The sequence below is a fragment of the Clavibacter sp. AC415 genome (assembly GCF_979252985.1).
In genome coordinates this window covers 62,497-78,073 of record NZ_CEEDAR010000012.1, presented here as the reverse complement: position 1 = coordinate 78,073, position 15,577 = coordinate 62,497, and the positions used below count along the sequence as shown (strand labels likewise).

At 73.4% G+C, this 15,577-nt stretch carries 18 protein-coding genes and 1 pseudogene; 11 read left to right on the top strand and 8 right to left on the bottom strand.

The window, feature by feature from the left end:
* The first annotated feature begins 47 nt into the window (after positions 1 to 47).
* The 3 genes from dapE (at position 48) to ACZ411_RS03960 (ending at position 2,679) form a co-directional block, all read left to right on the top strand.
* Positions 48 to 1,145, top strand: a complete 1,098-nt coding sequence (dapE, locus tag ACZ411_RS03970) for a succinyl-diaminopimelate desuccinylase (protein WP_094115487.1) — start codon at positions 48 to 50, stop codon at positions 1,143 to 1,145.
* A complete protein-coding gene (locus tag ACZ411_RS03965) occupies positions 1,127 to 2,359 on the top strand; it encodes a hypothetical protein (RefSeq protein WP_104291023.1) in 1,233 nt (410 codons plus the stop codon). The genes dapE and ACZ411_RS03965 overlap by 19 nt, the downstream gene beginning before the upstream one ends.
* 146 nt (positions 2,360 to 2,505) lie before the next feature.
* Positions 2,506 to 2,679, top strand: coding sequence for a DUF3117 domain-containing protein (locus ACZ411_RS03960; RefSeq protein ID WP_012037866.1), 174 nt, complete (start codon positions 2,506 to 2,508; stop codon positions 2,677 to 2,679).
* Positions 2,680 to 2,822: 143 nt separating this feature from the next.
* Here ACZ411_RS03960 and ACZ411_RS03955 read toward each other — a convergent pair whose 3' ends face one another.
* Complete coding sequence (locus ACZ411_RS03955) at positions 2,823 to 3,455, bottom strand: O-methyltransferase (RefSeq protein WP_094115488.1); 633 nt, start codon at positions 3,453 to 3,455, stop codon at positions 2,823 to 2,825.
* A gap of 151 nt (positions 3,456 to 3,606) precedes the next feature.
* Between ACZ411_RS03955 and ACZ411_RS03950 the strand changes: the two genes are divergently transcribed.
* The gene (locus ACZ411_RS03950; protein ID WP_094116942.1) at positions 3,607 to 3,981 is read left to right on the top strand and encodes a Sec-independent protein translocase family protein; all 375 of its coding nucleotides are present in this window, start codon (positions 3,607 to 3,609) and stop codon (positions 3,979 to 3,981) included.
* 114 nt (positions 3,982 to 4,095) lie between these two features.
* Here the strand turns inward: ACZ411_RS03950 and ACZ411_RS03945 are convergent, their stop codons facing one another.
* Positions 4,096 to 5,013 carry a LysR family transcriptional regulator gene (locus tag ACZ411_RS03945; RefSeq protein WP_104291024.1) on the bottom strand — a complete coding sequence of 306 codons (918 nt, stop codon included), beginning with the start codon at positions 5,011 to 5,013 and terminating at the stop codon, positions 4,096 to 4,098.
* A gap of 115 nt (positions 5,014 to 5,128) precedes the next feature.
* Between ACZ411_RS03945 and ACZ411_RS03940 the strand changes: the two genes are divergently transcribed.
* Positions 5,129 to 5,251 carry a hypothetical protein gene (locus ACZ411_RS03940; protein ID WP_258070126.1) on the top strand — a complete coding sequence of 41 codons (123 nt, stop codon included), beginning with the start codon at positions 5,129 to 5,131 and terminating at the stop codon, positions 5,249 to 5,251.
* A 96-nt stretch (positions 5,252 to 5,347) separates the two neighbouring features.
* On the opposite strand, the gene ACZ411_RS03935 is transcribed toward ACZ411_RS03940, so the two are convergent.
* Genes ACZ411_RS03935 through ACZ411_RS03925 form a run of 3 tightly spaced genes read right to left on the bottom strand, consistent with a single transcriptional unit; the run spans position 5,348 to position 8,394 of the window.
* Entirely contained in the window at positions 5,348 to 6,523 is a 1,176-nt protein-coding gene (locus ACZ411_RS03935; protein ID WP_104291025.1) for an Mrp/NBP35 family ATP-binding protein, read from the bottom strand.
* A complete protein-coding gene (locus ACZ411_RS03930) occupies positions 6,513 to 7,064 on the bottom strand; it encodes a DUF1003 domain-containing protein (RefSeq protein ID WP_464168673.1) in 552 nt (183 codons plus the stop codon). Before ACZ411_RS03930 ends, ACZ411_RS03935 begins: the two co-directional genes overlap by 11 nt.
* Positions 7,048 to 8,394, bottom strand: coding sequence for a magnesium transporter MgtE N-terminal domain-containing protein (locus ACZ411_RS03925; RefSeq protein ID WP_464168671.1), 1,347 nt, complete (start codon positions 8,392 to 8,394; stop codon positions 7,048 to 7,050). Before ACZ411_RS03925 ends, ACZ411_RS03930 begins: the two co-directional genes overlap by 17 nt.
* Before the next feature lie 58 nt (positions 8,395 to 8,452).
* Here ACZ411_RS03925 and ACZ411_RS03920 point away from each other — a divergent pair, with 58 nt between their 5' ends.
* Positions 8,453 to 9,124 carry a YflT domain-containing protein gene (locus ACZ411_RS03920; RefSeq protein ID WP_464168669.1) on the top strand — a complete coding sequence of 224 codons (672 nt, stop codon included), beginning with the start codon at positions 8,453 to 8,455 and terminating at the stop codon, positions 9,122 to 9,124.
* A gap of 43 nt (positions 9,125 to 9,167) precedes the next feature.
* Here the strand turns inward: ACZ411_RS03920 and ACZ411_RS03915 are convergent.
* Positions 9,168 to 10,692: pseudogene (locus ACZ411_RS03915) on the bottom strand (aminopeptidase P family protein).
* Here ACZ411_RS03915 and ACZ411_RS03910 point away from each other — a divergent pair.
* Positions 10,577 to 10,867, top strand: coding sequence for a hypothetical protein (locus ACZ411_RS03910; RefSeq protein WP_464168787.1), 291 nt, complete (start codon positions 10,577 to 10,579; stop codon positions 10,865 to 10,867). The pseudogene ACZ411_RS03915 and the gene ACZ411_RS03910 sit on opposite strands and share 116 nt — an antisense overlap.
* Here ACZ411_RS03910 and ACZ411_RS03905 read toward each other — a convergent pair.
* Positions 10,851 to 11,876, bottom strand: coding sequence for an endonuclease/exonuclease/phosphatase family protein (locus ACZ411_RS03905; RefSeq protein WP_104291027.1), 1,026 nt, complete (start codon positions 11,874 to 11,876; stop codon positions 10,851 to 10,853). The two genes, ACZ411_RS03910 and ACZ411_RS03905, sit on opposite strands and share 17 nt — an antisense overlap.
* A 92-nt stretch (positions 11,877 to 11,968) precedes the next feature.
* Here ACZ411_RS03905 and ACZ411_RS03900 point away from each other — a divergent pair, with 92 nt between their 5' ends.
* The 4 genes from ACZ411_RS03900 (at position 11,969) to ACZ411_RS03885 (ending at position 13,908) form a co-directional block, all read left to right on the top strand.
* On the top strand, positions 11,969 to 12,958 hold the full coding sequence (locus ACZ411_RS03900; protein WP_464168667.1) for a PHP domain-containing protein: 990 nt from the start codon (positions 11,969 to 11,971) through the stop codon (positions 12,956 to 12,958).
* Between the two features lie 80 nt (positions 12,959 to 13,038).
* Positions 13,039 to 13,251, top strand: coding sequence for a hypothetical protein (locus ACZ411_RS03895; RefSeq protein ID WP_464168665.1), 213 nt, complete (start codon positions 13,039 to 13,041; stop codon positions 13,249 to 13,251).
* A 2-nt stretch (positions 13,252 to 13,253) separates the two neighbouring features.
* The gene (locus tag ACZ411_RS03890) at positions 13,254 to 13,613 is read left to right on the top strand and encodes a hypothetical protein (RefSeq protein WP_464168663.1); all 360 of its coding nucleotides are present in this window, start codon (positions 13,254 to 13,256) and stop codon (positions 13,611 to 13,613) included.
* Positions 13,606 to 13,908 carry a hypothetical protein gene (locus ACZ411_RS03885; RefSeq protein ID WP_104345095.1) on the top strand — a complete coding sequence of 101 codons (303 nt, stop codon included), beginning with the start codon at positions 13,606 to 13,608 and terminating at the stop codon, positions 13,906 to 13,908. The genes ACZ411_RS03890 and ACZ411_RS03885 overlap by 8 nt, the downstream gene beginning before the upstream one ends.
* A gap of 68 nt (positions 13,909 to 13,976) precedes the next feature.
* Here ACZ411_RS03885 and ACZ411_RS03880 read toward each other — a convergent pair whose 3' ends face one another.
* Complete coding sequence (locus ACZ411_RS03880) at positions 13,977 to 15,512, bottom strand: DEAD/DEAH box helicase (RefSeq protein WP_464168660.1); 1,536 nt, start codon at positions 15,510 to 15,512, stop codon at positions 13,977 to 13,979.
* Between the last annotated feature and the right edge of the window lie 65 nt (positions 15,513 to 15,577).

Sequence of the window (15,577 nt, the reverse complement as noted above, 5' to 3'; positions counted from 1 at the left end):
CGGTGCTCCCCGGTGGAGCCCACCGCCCCCGACCTAGGATGTTCGGCATGCCGACCGAGACCCCTGCCGTGCCCGAGCTCGACCTGACCGCGGGGAGCGTGGAGGTCACGCGCCGCATCTGCGACATGGAGTCCGTCTCCGGGGACGAGGGTCCGCTCGCGGACGCCATCGAGCGCGCCCTCGCCGGATGCGCCCACCTCGACGTCGAGCGGGACGGCGACGCCGTCATCGCGCGCACGCACCTCGGCCGGGACCGCCGCGTCGTCATCGCGGGGCACATCGACACCGTGCCGCTCAACCGCAACCTCCCCACGCGCACCGAGCACGAGGACGGCGTCGAGTACCTCTGGGGGCGCGGCACCGTCGACATGAAGGCCGGCGTCGCCGTGCAGCTGGTGCTCGCGGCCGAGCTCGACGACCCCGCCTACGACATCACGTGGATCTGGTACGACCACGAGGAGGTCTCCGACAGCCTCAACGGCCTCGGCCGGCTCGCCCGCACGCGTCCGGAGCTGCTGGAGGGCGACTTCGCCATCCTCGGCGAGCCGACGCGCTCCGAGATCGAGGGCGGCTGCAACGGGAACCTCCGCGTGGAGGTCCGCGCGTTCGGCAAGCGCTCGCACTCGGCCCGCTCCTGGGTGGGCGAGAACGCCATCCACCGGATCGCACCGGTGCTCGCCACGCTGGCCGCGTACGAGGCGCGCGAGGTGGAGGTCGACGGGCTGGTGTACCGGGAGGGGCTGAACGCGGTCGGGGTCTCCGGCGGCATCGCCGGCAACGTCATCCCCGACGAGGCGATGGTGCACGTCAACTACCGCTTCGCCCCGAGCCGCTCGGGCGCCGAGGCCGTCGCGCACGTGACGGGCCTCTTCCCCGGCTTCGAGATCACCGTCGTCGACCTGGCCGAGGGGGCGCGCCCGGGCCTCGACGCGGCCATCGCGCAGCCGTTCCTCGCGGCGGTCGGCGGCGAGGCGCGCCCCAAGTACGGCTGGACCGACGTCGCCCGCTTCAGCGCCCTCGGCGTGCCGGCCGTCAACTACGGCCCCGGGGACCCGCTCCTCGCCCACGCGGACGACGAGCGCGTCGACGTCGCGCAGATCACGTCGTGCGAGCGCGGCCTCCGGGCGTGGCTGACGGCGCGCTGACCCGGCCCGCGCGGCGCGCCCGGGTCGACGACCTCCCCGAGGCGCGCCGGGCCCCGTTCCTGCCGTGGTGGGCGGCGGTCCTCGGGATCTACGTCGCCAGCCGGGCGCTCACCACGCTGCTCATGGTGCTGTCGGCCCGCGGCCAGATCCGGAGCCCATGGGCCGACGCGTCCCCGACGTACCTGCGGTTCGCGACGTTCTGGGACGCGGGCTGGTACCGCGACATCCTGACGTCCGGCTATCCGTCGGTCCTCCCCGTGGACGCCGCCGGGCACGTCCAGGCGAACGCGTGGGCCTTCATGCCCGTGTACCCGGCGGTCGTGGGCGCCGTGCAGCACGTGACCGGGGCGTCGTTCGCCGCCGCGGCCGTCGCCGTGTCGGTCGTGGCGGGCGCCGGCGCCGTCCTGGTGCTGCACCGGCTGCTGTCGCGCTTCCTCTCCCCGTCGTCCGTCATGACGGCGGTCGTCATCGTCTGCGTGGCGCCGGTCTCGCCGCTGTTCCAGGTGGCGTACGCGGAGAGCCTGCAGACGCTCCTCCTCCTCACGGCCCTGCTCCTCCTCGTCGACCGGCGCTACGCGCTCCTCGCGCCCGTCGTCGTGGTCATGGCGTTCACCCGGCCGCTCGGGCTGGCGTTCGCGCTCGCGCTGCTGCTGCACGGCGTCCTGCGGCTCCGATCGGCGCGGCGCGACCCGTTCCCGCGCGCCGAGCGCGCGCGCCTCGTCCTCGCCGGGATGTCGGCCTTCGTCGCGGGTGCCGCGTGGCCCGTCATCGCCGCGATCCGCACCGGCTCCGTCTCCGCGTACACGGACACGGAGCTCTCCTGGCGGGCGTCCTACGTCGGGTACCGCCACCTGGTCCCGTTCGAGGCGTGGTTCGACGCGGGCGGCTTCTGGATCGGCGGTCCCCTGGGCACCATCGCCGTGCTCCTCGTGGTCGCCGCCTTCGCCCTCATGCTGACGCGCCCCTCCGTGCGGGCGCTCGGTCCCGACCTGCGCATCTGGATCGCGTCGTACGGCCTGTACCTCCTCGCCGTCTTCTTCCCGCAGTCGAGCGTCTTCCGGCTGCTGCTGCCGATGATCCCGCTGGCCGGCGCGCTCGCCGTGCCCCGCTCCCGGACCTGGCGGGTCTCCGTCGTGGCGGCGATGGTCGTCGGGCAGTGGCTCTGGATCGACCTCATGTGGCGTGCCACCGCGGGGGACTGGACGCCGCCGTGACGGGGTCCTCCGCACCCCGAGACGTGGACCGCGGCGCCCCCTCCACCGCCGGACGGGGGCGTCGCGGCCGTAGCACGGCGCCGCGCGTTCATCGAGGGCCGTGTCGATGCGGGATAATGGACGCACATCCACGAAAGGGGAGCCGAATGGCAGCCATGAAGCCCAGGACCGGCGACGGACCGATGGAGGCCGTGAAGGAGGGCCGGCTCATCATCGTGCGCGTGCCCTTGGAGGGAGGCGGACGACTCGTCGTCTCCGTCAACGACGCCGAAGCGAAGGAGCTTCACGACGCCCTCGCCGCGGTCACCAGCGCGAGCTAGTCGGAACGCACATCACGCGACAGCGCCCGCCCCGTCGACGACGGGGCGGGCGCTGTCGCGTCGCGTCGCGGTGCTCTCGAGTTCGCGGGCCGTCGCGTCGCGGCCCTGTCGTCCTCCCGCACCCCGGTGTCGACCGTCGGCGCTCAGCGCCCGGTCCGGGCGATCTGCAGCAGGCCGTCACCCGAGGGCGACAGCGACGCGACGACGGCACCGGAGCCGGCCGTCTCCTGCACGAGCGTGCGGAACGCCGCGGTCTGCGCGTCGCGCGCGGCCGGGTTCTGCACGCGCCCGCGCCAGAGCGCGTGCGGCACGAGGACGAGGCCGCCCGGGCGGGCGAGTCGGAGGCCGTGCTCGACGTACTCGATGACCTGGGCGGGATCCGCGTCCACGAGCACCAGGTCGTAGCTGGCGTCGCTCATGCGGGGCAGCACGTCGAGCGCGCGACCCGTGATGAGGCGGACGCGGTTCGCCGGGACCTCGGCGTCGGCCAGGATCTCGCGAGCCGCCTGCTGGTGGTCGAACTCCACGTCGATGCTCGTGAGCACGGCGCGCGGAGCCCCGCGGAAGATGCAGAGGCCGGAGACCCCGGCGCCCGTGCCGATCTCGATGACGCTCGTGGCACGGGTGGCGGCGGCGAGGAGCGAGAGCTGGGCGCCGACGGCGGGGGAGACGGCCTCGATGCCGAGCTCGCGGGAGTGCTGGCGGGCCAGGGCGATGTGCTCGTCCTCCACGACGACGTCCTCGGCGAACTTCCACCCGGTCTCCTGGTCGGACACGCGGCACCTCCCTCTTCCGGGTCACCAGGGTATCGGCCCCGCGGTCGGACGCCCGACGGGGGCGTGTCCGGTGACGCCCCGATGCGCCGCGCCGGCTGACGGGAGCCTGCGGACGGGTGGAGATCGGGCGTCGACCGGCTAGCCTGTGACCATGTTCGGCCTGACGTTCGAGAAGTTGATGCTCATCGGCATCATCGCGGTGTTCCTGCTCGGCCCCGAGCGGCTGCCGCTGTACACCCAGAAGCTCGCGGATCTGGTGAAGGCGGCCCGCCGCATGGCCACCGGAGCCCGCGAGCGCATGCGCGACGAGCTCGGGCCGGAGTTCGACGAGGTCGACTGGAAGAAGCTCGACCCCCGCCAGTACGACCCGCGCCGCATCATCAAGGAGGCGCTGTTCGAGGACGAGCCCGTCGTCACGAAGCCGCGTGTGCCGGTCGAGACCACGATCGCCCGTCGTCAGCGACTCGAACGCGAGGCGGCCGCCGCCTCCGCCCAGCCCGCGCCCTTCGACGTCGAGGCCACCTGACGCACGTCGTCCCACGCTCACGCGGGACGGCCGTCCGCACGGCGCCGGATGCCGGTGGCCCGGGCCACGCGATCGGGTGCGCGGACCCCACCCTGTTCCCTCGCACCGTGTCGCTCAGCCGTTCGCGCTGAAGCGCGCGTCCACGGTGCGCGCCTCCTCGCGGAGCGCGTCCACGACGGCCCGCACCGAGGGACGCTCGGCGCGGTCGGGCCGCAGCAGCACGTGCACGTGCCGCCGGGACACGACCCCCGTGAGCCGCTTCACCACCACGCCGTCGTGCTGACCCGCGGTGTAACGGGGCAGCAGCGCGATCCCGTGGCCCGAGGCGACGAGGGACTCGGTGATGCGCGTGTCGTTGACGCGTTGGACGACCCGGGCGGGGGCGCCGAGGGCCTGCTCGATGTCGAGGAGGATCCGGTCGAAGGGGAGCCCCTGCGGCACGCCGATCCACGGCTCGCCGCCGAGGTCGGCGGGACTCACGGACGCGCGACCCGCGAGGCGGTGACCCGACGGCATGGCGACGTCGAGCGGCTCCACCATGAGCGGGACGATCACGAGGCCGAGCCCGCGCCACGTCCCCGCCCCCGCGAGCGAGTGGGCGATGACGACGTCGAAGTCGGCCGTGAGGTCGGCGAAGGCGCGGGAGGCCGGGTCGCGGTCGCTGGCCCGCACGGTGAGGTCGGCGATCGTCGCGACCCGGTCGAGGAGGCCCGGAAGCAGCATCTGCCCGGCGGTGGGGAACATCGCCAGCGTGACCTCGCCCGCGGGCTGGTGCCGGAAGTCCTCCCACAGCGCCTCGGCGCGCGCGACCGCGACGGCGATGTCGGTGGCCGTGCGCGCGAGCGCGCGGCCCGCGTCGGTGAGCACGATGCCGCGGCCGGACCGCTCGGTGAGCGGCACCCCGGCCTCCCGCTCGAGCACCTTGAGCTGCTGGGAGACCGCGGACGGCGTGCGCCCCGCGGCGCGTGCGACGGCCCCGACGCTGCCCCGGTCGGCGAGCTCCCGGAGGAGCTCGAGGCGTCGGATGTCCATGTAGCCAGGCTACACAGCCAGGCAAGGACTATGAGCTTGTCCTGAACGATGCGCGGTGGTCTCCTGGAGGTGCGGCGGAATGCGCCGCCATCCGCCTTCCCGCAGGAGCACCACCATGACCGTCTTCCTCATCGCCGTCGCCGCCCTCTCCGTCTCCGCCGTCGCCGGCACCGTCGTCGTCACCGCACGCGACGGCTACCGCGCCGTGCCGACCCGCACGCACCGCAGCCACGTCTAGGCGGCACGCGCAGCACGCACGAGGAGGACGGCAGCCCGCGGGGTGCCGTCCTCCTCGTGCGTCCCGGGATCGTCGGAGCGCCTGGTCGGGTGGCGACTAGGAGACGGAGAGCCCGAGCCGCCGGCCCGCGAGACCGCGGCCGCGCCGGGCCAGGTGGTCCGCGACGCGCTGGATCTGCACGGCGGCGGGATCCCCCGGCGTCGCGAGGACGAGGGGTGCCCCTGCGTCGCCGCCCTCCCGGAGGGCGACGCTGAGGGGGACGCTCGCGAGGAGGGGGACGGGATCGTCCTGCCCCGCCGACAGGCGCCGGGCGACCTCCTCGCCGCCGCCCGCGCCGAAGAGCTCGAGGACGGACCCGTCGGGCTGCGCGAGCCCGGCCATGTTCTCCACGACCCCCGCGACGCGCTGCCCCGTCTGCCGGGCGACCAGCCCGCTGCGCTCGGCGACGTCTGCCGCAGCCGGCTGCGGCGTCGTGACCACGAGCACCTCGGCGTGCGGCAGCAGCTGCCCCACCGTGATGGCGACGTCGCCGGTGCCGGGCGGCAGGTCGAGCAGCAGCACGTCGAGGTCGCCGAAGAACACGTCCGTGAGGAACTGCTGGATGGTGCGGTGCAGCATCGGGCCGCGCCAGGAGACGGCGGTGCCCCCGGCGGCGTCCGGGTCGAGGAACATGCCGATGGAGATGACCTTCACGCCGTGGGCGACGGGCGGCAGGATCATGTCGCCGACGCGGGTGGGCTGCGCGGTGCGGCCGTCCTGGTCGACGAGCCCCAGGATGCCCGGGATGGAGAACCCGTGCACGTCGGCATCGACGAGCCCGACGGCGAGCCCCTTCGCCGCGAGCGCGACCGCGAGGTTGGCCGTGAGCGTCGACTTCCCGACGCCGCCCTTGCCGCTCGTGACGGCGTAGACGCGCGTGAGGCTGTCGGGGCCGAAGGGCATGCCCCGCTGGGCGGCCGGCCCGCGGAGCCGCTCGGTGAGCGCACGGCGCCGCTCGGGGCTCATCACCCCCACGGTGAGCTCGAGGCGCACGACGCCCGGCACGGCCGCGACCGTCTCGCGCACGTCGCGCTCGATGGAGGTCGCCGCCGGGCAGCCGACGATCGTCAGGGCGATGTCGACGTGCGCCACGCCGCCGTCCTCGACGCGAACGTCGGAGACCATGTCGAGCTCCGTGATGGGCCGGCGGATCTCCGGGTCAACCACGCGCGCGAGCGCCTGCCGCACCGCGTCCGCGGTGAGCGGCGCCGTGCCGGCGACCTCAGCGGCCATGCGTCCTGCGGCGGCTCTCGCCCTCGGCGTCGTCCGCCTCGGGGTCGTCACGGCGGTCGAGCTCCTCGAGGAGCTGCCGGAGCTCGGCGCGGATGAAGTCCTTCGACGCCACGTCCTTCATCTGCAGGCGGAGGGAGACCACCTCGCGGGCGAGGTACTCGACGTCGGCGACGTTGCGCTCGGCGCGCTGCCGGTCCTGCTCGATCTGCACGCGGTCGCGGTCGTCCTGGCGGTTCTGCGCGAGGAGGATGAGCGGCGCGGCGTACGAGGCCTGGAGCGAGAGGATCAGCGTGAGGGCCGTGAAGCCGAGCGCGGCGGAGTCGAAGCGGGCGGACGCGGGTCCGTACGTGTTGTAGCCGATCCACGCGACGCAGAACAGGGTGAGGCCCACCAGGAACCACGGCGTGCCCATCCCGCGCGCGATGGACTCGGTGAAGCGGCCGAACCGGTCGCGGCTCGCGCGGTTGCGCATCGGGAGGACGGTGGTGCGGAGGCCCTTGGGGGCGTCCAGGCGGACGTCGCGGTTACTCTGCCGTGCCACGGGGGATCCTCCGTCCTCGTACGGGTCCTGCGGTGGGGATGGCGGCCGTGGCCGTGCCGTGGAAGCGGGCGGTGGCGCGCTTGCGGGTCTCGCGCTCGGCATCGGCGCTGCGCCAGTCGTCCGGCAGCAGGTGGTCGAGCACGTCGTCGATGGTGACCACGCCGACGAGGCGGTGGTTCTCGTCCACCACGGGCACCGAGACGAGGTTGTAGCTCGCCATGATGCGGGAGACCTCGGCCGCGCTGGTGTCGGCGCGGACGGGCTCCAGGCCCTGGTCGAGCAGGGTGCCGAGGCGCTCGTGCGGCGGGTAGCGGAGCATCCGCTGGAAGTGCACCATGCCGAGGAAGCGGCCCGTCGGCGGCTCGTACGGCGGGAGGGTCACGCAGACGGCCGCCCCCAGCGTGGGCGCCAGCTCGTGCCGGCGGATGAGCGCGAGGCCCTCCGCGACGGTCGCGTCGCCCGACACGATGACGGGGTCGGTGGTCATGAGGCCGCCCGCGGTGTCCGGCGCGTAGCTGAGGAGCATGCGGACGTCGTCCGCCTCATCGGGCTGCATCAGCTCCAGCAGCGCCTCGCCGCGCTCCTCCGACAGCTGCGCGATGAGGTCGGCGGCGTCGTCCGGCTGCATCTGGTCGAGCACGTCGGCGGCCCGGTCGTCGTCGAGGGTGGCCATGATCTGCACCTGCTCGGACTCGGGCATCTCCTCCAGCACGTCGGCGAGCCGGGCGTCGGGCAGCTCCTCGGCGACCTCCAGGCGCCGGGCCTGGGGAAGGTCGAGCAGGGTGTTGGCGAGGTCGGCGGGCAGCAGGTCGGAGTACGCGGCGAGGAACTGCGAGGCGGACTGCGCGACGCCGTCGTCCTGCAGCTCCGCCATGTCGCTCCACGTGGCGAAGATGGTGGCGCCCTTGGCGAAGGGGGAGGGGCTCGTGCGGGGACGGCGGCAGAAGAGCTGCGACACCTCCCACTCGGCCTGGCCCGACTCCTCGATGGCGACGTCCTCGATGACGGCGTTCCCGGATCCGTCGCGCAGGCGCACCCGGCGCCCGAGGATCTCGGCGATCACCCGCACCTCGCCGCCGCGCTGCTCGAAGCGGCGCAGGTTGATGAGCCCCGTCGTGATGATCTGGCCCGAGCCGATGCTCGTCACCCGCCCGATGGACAGGAACACGCGGCGCTTGCCCGGGATCTCGACGATGAGGCCCACGACGCGCGGAGGATCGTCCTTGCGGTACACGACCAGCACGTCGCGCACGCGCCCGACGCGGTCGCCTGCGGGGTCGAACACGCTGCACCCGGCGAGCCGGGCGACGAAGACTCGGGAGGCGCTCACAGAGTCAATCTAGTCGCTCGCCCAGCCGCCGCCCGGCACCGGGTGGGACACTGGAGCGGTGACCTCACCCCTCCTCGGACGCAGCTCCCGTGCCCGCATGCCCCGGCTCCCGAAGGGCGAGCCCGTGGCGACGTACGAGACGTACGACGAGGCGCAGAAGGCCGTCGTCACGCTCGCCGAGGCCGACTTCCCCGTCACGCAGGTGAGCATCGTGGGCAACGAGCTGACGAGCGTGGAGCGCGTCACCGGCAAGCTCACCTCCGCCCGCGCCGCGGCGGCGGGGGCGGCCAGCGGCGCGTGGCTGGGCCTGTTCCTGGGGCTCGTGACGTTCCTGTTCTCGCCGGTGCCGAACATCTCCTCGGTCGTCGGCGCGGTCATCATCGGCGTCGGGTTCGGCGCGATCTTCGGCATCGTCAGCTACAGCATCACGCGCCGCCGCCGCGACTTCACCTCCGTCATGCAGGTCACCGCCACGAGCTACTCGGTGGTCGTCGAGCCCGACTCGATGCACCGCGCCCGCAACGTGCTCGGCATCGGGGGAGCGGGCACGTCGGTCTACGGCGAGCCCTTCGTCACCACGCCGCCGCCCGCCGCGGCTCCCGCCGCGCGTCCCGCGGGCCCCTATGGGGAGCGCGTGCCCGAGGAGGGCGGACCCGAGGCCCCCGAGCCGACCGCGCCGCCCACGTCGACCGACCGGCCCGTGGGCGAGCAGGGCGCGACAGGGGCCTGATCCCCGCGCGCCCCGCCCGGCGGCACCCCGCCCGGCTCGGCCGCTAGGAGCGGCCGGTCATCCACGCCTCGACCTCGTCCGCCGTGCGCGGGATGCCGGCGGACAGGTTCTCGGCTCCGTCGCGCGTCACGAGGATGTCGTCCTCGATGCGCACCCCGATGCCGCGGAAGCGCTCCGGCACCGTGAGGTCGTCGGGCTGGAAGTACAGGCCGGGTTCGATGGTGAAGACCATGCCCGCCTCGACGATCCCGTCGATGTACATGTCGCGGCGGGCCTGCGCGCAGTCGTGGACGTCGAGGCCCAGGTGGTGGCTCGTGCCGTGCACCATGTACCGGCGGTGGTGCTGGTTGTCGGCCTCGAGCGCCTCCTCCGCCGTGACGGGCAGCATGCCCCAGTCGGCGACGCGACGGGCGATCACCTTCATCGCCTCGGCGTGCACCTCGCGGAAGCGGATGCCGGGACGCACGATCGCGAGCGCGGCGTCGGCCGCCTCGCGGACGGCCTCGTAGACCTCCCGCTGCACGTCGGTGAACGTGCCGGAGACGGGGAGCGTGCGCGTGATGTCGGCCGTGTAGCAGCTGTCGAGCTCGACGCCCGCGTCGATGAGGATGAGGTCGCCCGGGAGGACGCGGCCGTCGTTGCGGGTCCAGTGCAGGATGCAGGCGTGCGGTCCGGAGGCGGCGATGGTGTCGTAGCCCACCGCTTTGCCGTCGGCCCGTGCGCGGGCGTTGAAGACGCCCTCGACGAGGCGCTCGCCGCGCGCGTGCGCGGTGACGGCGGGCATGTCGGCGACGACGTCGGAGAAGCCGCGGCCGGTGGTGTCGACGGCCTGGCGCATCTGCCGGATCTCGTAGTCGTCCTTCACGAGGCGCAGCTCCGAGGCGTCACGGGCGAGGACCGCGTCCGCGTCGGACGCGTCGTCCGTGGCGCCGCCCGCGGCCCGGGCCTCGTCCACGCGGGCGGCGATCACGGCATCCGCCTCGCGGATCACGCGGACGGGGCCGCTGGCGTCGATGGCCGCGTCGACCCGGGCGAGGGGCGCGGTGGCGATGCCGAGGTCGGCGGCGACCTGCCGGAGCGAGGGGCGCGGTCCGATCCAGAACTCGCCGATCTCGGCGTTGGCGTAGAACTCGTCGCTGTCGCGGCCGGCGCGCTCCCGGAAGTACAGCGTCGCCTCGTGGGAGGAGCCGTCGGCGGCGGACCCCTCGGCCACGGGGTCGAGGACGAGCACGGCCCCCGGCTCGCTGTCGGAGCCCCAGCCGGTGAGGTGCGCGAACGCGGAGTGCGCCCGGAAGGGGAAGTCGGTGTCGTTGCTGCGCTGCTTCAGGCGGCCCGCGGGGATCACGAGGCGCGTTCCCGTGTGGAGCGCGGAGAGGCGGCGGCGGCGCTCGGCGGCGTAGGGCGCCTGCTCGCGGGCGGGCGGGCTCCACCTCCTCCCGGTCGGCCCACCCGGTGGACACGAAGTCGCTGAACGCGGTGCTCGCGGGGGTGGTGCTGCGGTTGGAGGTGGCGCGGGGGACCGGGGCGGCGCCGGATCCGCCGGAGGTCGCGGCGGCGGGGGCGGTGATCGCGGGGGCTGCGGTCTCGGTCGTCGCCAGCGGCGCGGCCGGGTCGGCGGCGATCTCCGCGGCGGCGGGCTCGCGTGTGGTCTCGGACGTGGTGTCGGTGTTCTCGGCCATCCTCCGATCATCCCACCTGCGGTGCGCGGCAGGAGGGGAGGGGCGGTTCAGCGCAGCGGCGTGAGCTGCGCGACGATCGGACGGTGGTCGCTGCCCGCCCCGTCGCGGTCCTCGACCACGCGGAAGCCCGTGACCTCCCATCCCGGCGTCGCCATGACGTGGTCGATGGGCGTGCCGAGGAGCGCGGGGACGTCGGTCGGCCAGGTGCCGACCGCCGCGTTCCCCGAGGCGCGCGCCGCGTCGACGCACTGGCCGAGGTCGGTCACCTGGTCGCGCTCCGTCGGCGTGCCGCCGTACCGGCTCATGTGGTCGAGCGTGGCGTTGAAGTCGCCCGCGATGATCACGTTGCCCTCGTCGCAGCGCTGCCCGAGCCAGGCGAGGTCGGCCCGCCAGTTGTCCATCTGCTCGGGGATGGGGGAGACCGGGTGCACCGCCATGATGACGGGCCCGTTGCCGTCGACCGGCTCCATGATGACCGTGGGCAGGACGCTCGTGGTGCCGCGCGACTCGTCGACCCGGTAGTCGCCATAGGCCGCGCTGATGAGGATGGTGGTGGACCGGGCCGCGGCCACGTCGTCGAAGGCGGTGGTGCGCACCCACATCGGCCGGCCGGCCTCGCGCATGAGCACGGCGATCTCGGCGCCGGTCTCCTCGCGCGTCTCGGGGAGGGTGACGACGTCGGCGCCCGACTCGATGGCGAGGTCGGCGACGGCGCGCGCGCCGGTCGCGCCGCCGAGCGTGTTCCAGGACAGCACCGTCACGTCGGACTCCTGCGGCTCGGCGAAGGCCGTGTCGCCGAGCCCGCGCGTCGCCAGGACGGCGGAGTTCGCGCCGATGAAGACCACCAGCAGCAGGGCGATGCTCCCGAGCAGGCGCCGCCCGGGGCGGATCGCGAGGCAGAGGACCAGGGTCACGACGAGGACCGCGGCCGCTGCCGCGACGAGGGCGCCGCGGATGGCGACGGCGTGGGCCACCAGGTACGTCTGCTCCAGCCCGAGGAGCTGGGGCCAGGTGACGAGGAGGAGTCCTGCGGCGGTGACGAGGATGACTGCTGCTCCGACGATCCGACCCATGACGTACACGACACTATGGCGGCTCTCTGGGAGAGCGCCCGCGCGGGCCCCCTCCGGGCGGGCGCCGGAGGGCCGCCGCGTAGGATGGACGGATGCCGGACGAGCAGCGGGGTCCCATCGACCTGCACACGCACAGCTCCGTCTCCGACGGCACCGAGACGCCCGCCGAGCTGGTCGCGCAGGCCGCGTCGCAGGGGCTCTCCGCCGTCGCGCTCACCGACCACGACTCCACCGCGGGCTGGGCGGACGCCTCCGCCGCGGCCCGCGCGCACGGCATCACCCTCGTCCCCGGCATGGAGATGAGCACGCAGCTGGAGTACGCGAGCGTCCACGTGCTCGCCTACCTGTTCGACCCTGAGGACGCCGACCTCGCGGCGATGACCGCCCGGGTGCGCGGCGAGCGGATGACCCGGGCGGAGGCGATGGTCGGCCGCATCGGCCGCGACTACGCGCTCACCTGGGACGACGTGCTCGCCCAGACCACGCCCGGCAGCACCATCGGCCGCCCCCACATCGCCGACGCGCTCGTGGCCCGCGGCCACGTGGCCACCCGCTCGGCGGCCTTCGAGAGCATCCTCCACTGGCAGGGCGGCTACTACCGACCGCACTACGCGCCCGACCCGATCCTCGGCGTCGAGCTGATCACCGGGGCGGGTGGCCTGGCCGTGCTCGCGCATCCCGGTGCCCGCGGGCCCGAGCGCGTGCTGTCGGACTCGCGCATGACGTCGCTCGTCACCGCCGGCCTGTTCGGCCTCGAGGTGCGGCACCGCGACAACCCGCCCGCGTCGCGCGTGCGCCTCACGGAGCTGGCCGAGCGGTTCGGGCTCGAGGTGACGGGATCCAGCGACTACCACGGCGACGGCAAGCCGAACCGGCTCGCCGAGAACACGACCGAGCCCGCCGTGCTCGCGCGCATCGTCGAGCGCGCCACGGGGTGGGGCGCCCGTCGTGCCACCCTCCGCCACCGCGGCCTGAACTTCCGGATTCGTCGAGCCGTCGCCTCCTGGGTGGCGAGGCGGCGCGCGGGAGCGTCCCGCCGGATGCGGTGGAACGTGCGTCCCGTCGATCGGCTGCGCAGGTAGCTTCTTCGCACCCCGGGACGCCTGGCTCGGGGCCACATCCGCATGTGATCGTGCAGACGGTTCGAAGAGGAGAACGGAACATGACGACAGCCACGCGCCATCGGACGCGGGTGACAGCGCTCGCCGTGGCCGCTGCAGGCCTCGTGACCGCACCGCTGGCGCTGGCCTCGCCGGCGAGCGCGGCCACCGCCACCTACGAGATCCCCGCGCCCTCGACTCCCGCCGCGGGCGTCGAGACGTCGCTTCTCGACCCGATCACGATCGGGCATGCAACGCCGGCTTCGGTGATGTGAGCGTGGCCTCGTGGGAGACCGGCATCGGTCATGTCGATCTCTTCTGTGGAGACGACAAGTCCGGCTACGTTCACATGCGGACGGGGCATCAAGCTCAATGGCAGACCGTCGTCGACGGAGCCGGTGGTGGGGCGTATCGGGACGACTTCATGGTCTTCGCCACCGGATCCATGGTCACAGCGCCCGGTCCCGGTTTCCCGAAGGACGAGGGTGATGGGAAGCTCTGTCATTCCGCACCCATTCTCATCAAGAACGAGGAAGGCAACGTCGTGGATACTTACAATCCGACGGTGATCGTCTCCGCCAACAACAAGAAGATCATCACCTCTTCTCCGACCCATCTGGTGGACAACTGTGGCTGAGGGGCGGCCGCTCAAGGACCTCATCCTCGCAGTCGATTATTCTCAGAAGTGGCCGCTCGACGACATCATGTGGCCCGGCCCTCCGTTGGATTGGGACACCCTGATCTCCCAGGAGCTCAAGGATCGCTTGATCGCATGGGCGGCGTTCTTCAACGCGCACATGGACTGGGAGACCGGGCTGTTCGGATCGGAGGAGCGGCGACGCTGGTACGACGTGGAGGGTCTCCAGCTCATGTACGACCTCCAGGAAGCCCTGGAGGGGAAGTTCCGGGTGAGGTTGCGACTCCCCGTGTAGCTCGGTCCTCGGCAGACGACGGAGGGGGCGCATCCCGCGGATGCGCCCCCTCCGTCGTGCCTGCGGCCCTAGGACGTCGCGGTCGGGCGGTCGCCGCCTGAGCGGCGGCGGCGGTTGCGCGAGCGCGGGCGGGTCTGGCCGTCGGCGTGGGGCGCGTCATGGCCGCCTGCCGTGTTCGGCTGCTCGCTGCCGATGGCGGCGGTGGCCTCGGCAGGGGAGGTCGCCGTCGCGTTCGACGTGCTGCGGCTGCGCGAGCGGTCTCGGTCGCCGCTGCCGGAGCGGTCGCCGCCGCCGGAGCGGCCGCCCTCGCGGCTGCCGCCCCGTCCGCCGTCACGACTTCCGCGTCCGCCGTCGCGACCCGAGTCGGATCCCCGGCTGCCCGGGCGCTCACGCGGCGTGCCGTCCGGGTTGACCGTGGGGGTCGCGCGGAGGCGGCCCTTGGATCCGGCGGGGATGTCGAGGTCGGTGAACAGGTGCGGCGAGGACGAGTAGGTCTCGGTGGGCTCCGGCTGGCCGAACTCGAGGGCGCGGTTGATGAGCGCCCACTTGTGCAGGTCGTCCCAGTCGACGAAGGTGACCGCGATGCCGGTCTTCCCCGCGCGGCCCGTGCGGCCGACGCGGTGCAGGTACGCCTTGTCGTCCTCGGGGATGGTGTGGTTGATGACGTGGGTGACGTCGAGCACGTCGATGCCGCGCGCGGCGACGTCGGTGGCGATGAGGATGTCCTTCTTGCCGGCCTTGAAGGCGGCCATGGCCCGCTCGCGCTGCTCCTGGTTCAGGTCGCCGTGCACGGCGGCGGCGTTGAAGCCGCGGTCGTTGAGCTCCTCGACGAGCCGGGCGGCGGCGCGCTTGGTGCGCGTGAAGATCACGGTCTTGCCGCGTCCCTCGGCCTGGAGGATGCGGCCGATGACCTCGTCCTTGTCCATGTTGTGCGCGCGGTAGACGAGGTGGCGGATGTTGGCCTGCATGAGGCCCTCGTCGGGGTCCGTCGCGCGGATGTGGATGGGCTTCGTCATGAAGCGGCGGGCGAGCGCCACGATCGGGCCGGGCATGGTGGCCGAGAACAGCATCGTGTGCCGCACCGCGGGGGTCTGCGCGAACAGCTTCTCGATGTCGGAGAGGAACCCGAGGTCGAGCATCTTGTCGGCCTCGTCGAGCACCATCTCGCGCACGTCCTTGAGCGAGAGCAGGCGCTGGCCCACGAGGTCGAGGAGGCGGCCCGGGGTGCCGACGACGATCTGCGCGCCCGCCTTCAGCTGCTCGATCTGGCCCTCGTACGCCTTGCCGCCGTAGATGGAGACGACGGTCGTGGCGCGGTTGGCGGTGGCGATCTGGAGGTCCTCGGTGACCTGGACCGCGAGCTCGCGCGTCGGCACGACCACGAGGGCCTGGACGCCCGGCTCCGGCGCGAGGCCGAGCCGCTGGATGAGCGGGAGGCCGAAGCCCAAGGTCTTGCCGGTCCCCGTCTTGGCCTGGCCGATGATGTCCTGGCCGGAGAGCGCCAGGGGGATGGTCTGCTCCTGGATGGGGAAGGGTTCGAGGATCCCGTGGCCGGCGAGCGCCTGGACCATGTCCTCGTCGATGTTCAGTTCGGTGAAAGTCACGTTGTGCCCTGTCTAGCGGTGCGGTCCACGCCCGGACTGCTGCTCTGCGGGCGCGATGGGGCCCT

Bases quoted from the DNA above. Each gene is read 5' to 3' on its own strand.
- dapE (WP_094115487.1), top strand. From the start codon at position 48: ATGCCGACCGAGACCCCTGCCGTGCCCGAGCTCGACCTGACCGCGGGG.
- ACZ411_RS03960 (WP_012037866.1), top strand. From the start codon at position 2,506: ATGGCAGCCATGAAGCCCAGGACCGGCGACGGACCGATGGAGGCCGTG.
- ACZ411_RS03950 (WP_094116942.1), top strand. From the start codon at position 3,607: ATGTTCGGCCTGACGTTCGAGAAGTTGATGCTCATCGGCATCATCGCG.
- ACZ411_RS03945 (WP_104291024.1), bottom strand. From the start codon at position 5,013: ATGGACATCCGACGCCTCGAGCTCCTCCGGGAGCTCGCCGACCGGGGC.
- ACZ411_RS03940 (WP_258070126.1), top strand. From the start codon at position 5,129: ATGACCGTCTTCCTCATCGCCGTCGCCGCCCTCTCCGTCTCCGCCGTC.
- ACZ411_RS03935 (WP_104291025.1), bottom strand. From the start codon at position 6,523: ATGGCCGCTGAGGTCGCCGGCACGGCGCCGCTCACCGCGGACGCGGTG.
- ACZ411_RS03905 (WP_104291027.1), bottom strand. From the start codon at position 11,876: ATGGGTCGGATCGTCGGAGCAGCAGTCATCCTCGTCACCGCCGCAGGA.
- ACZ411_RS03900 (WP_464168667.1), top strand. From the start codon at position 11,969: ATGCCGGACGAGCAGCGGGGTCCCATCGACCTGCACACGCACAGCTCC.
- ACZ411_RS03895 (WP_464168665.1), top strand. From the start codon at position 13,039: ATGACGACAGCCACGCGCCATCGGACGCGGGTGACAGCGCTCGCCGTG.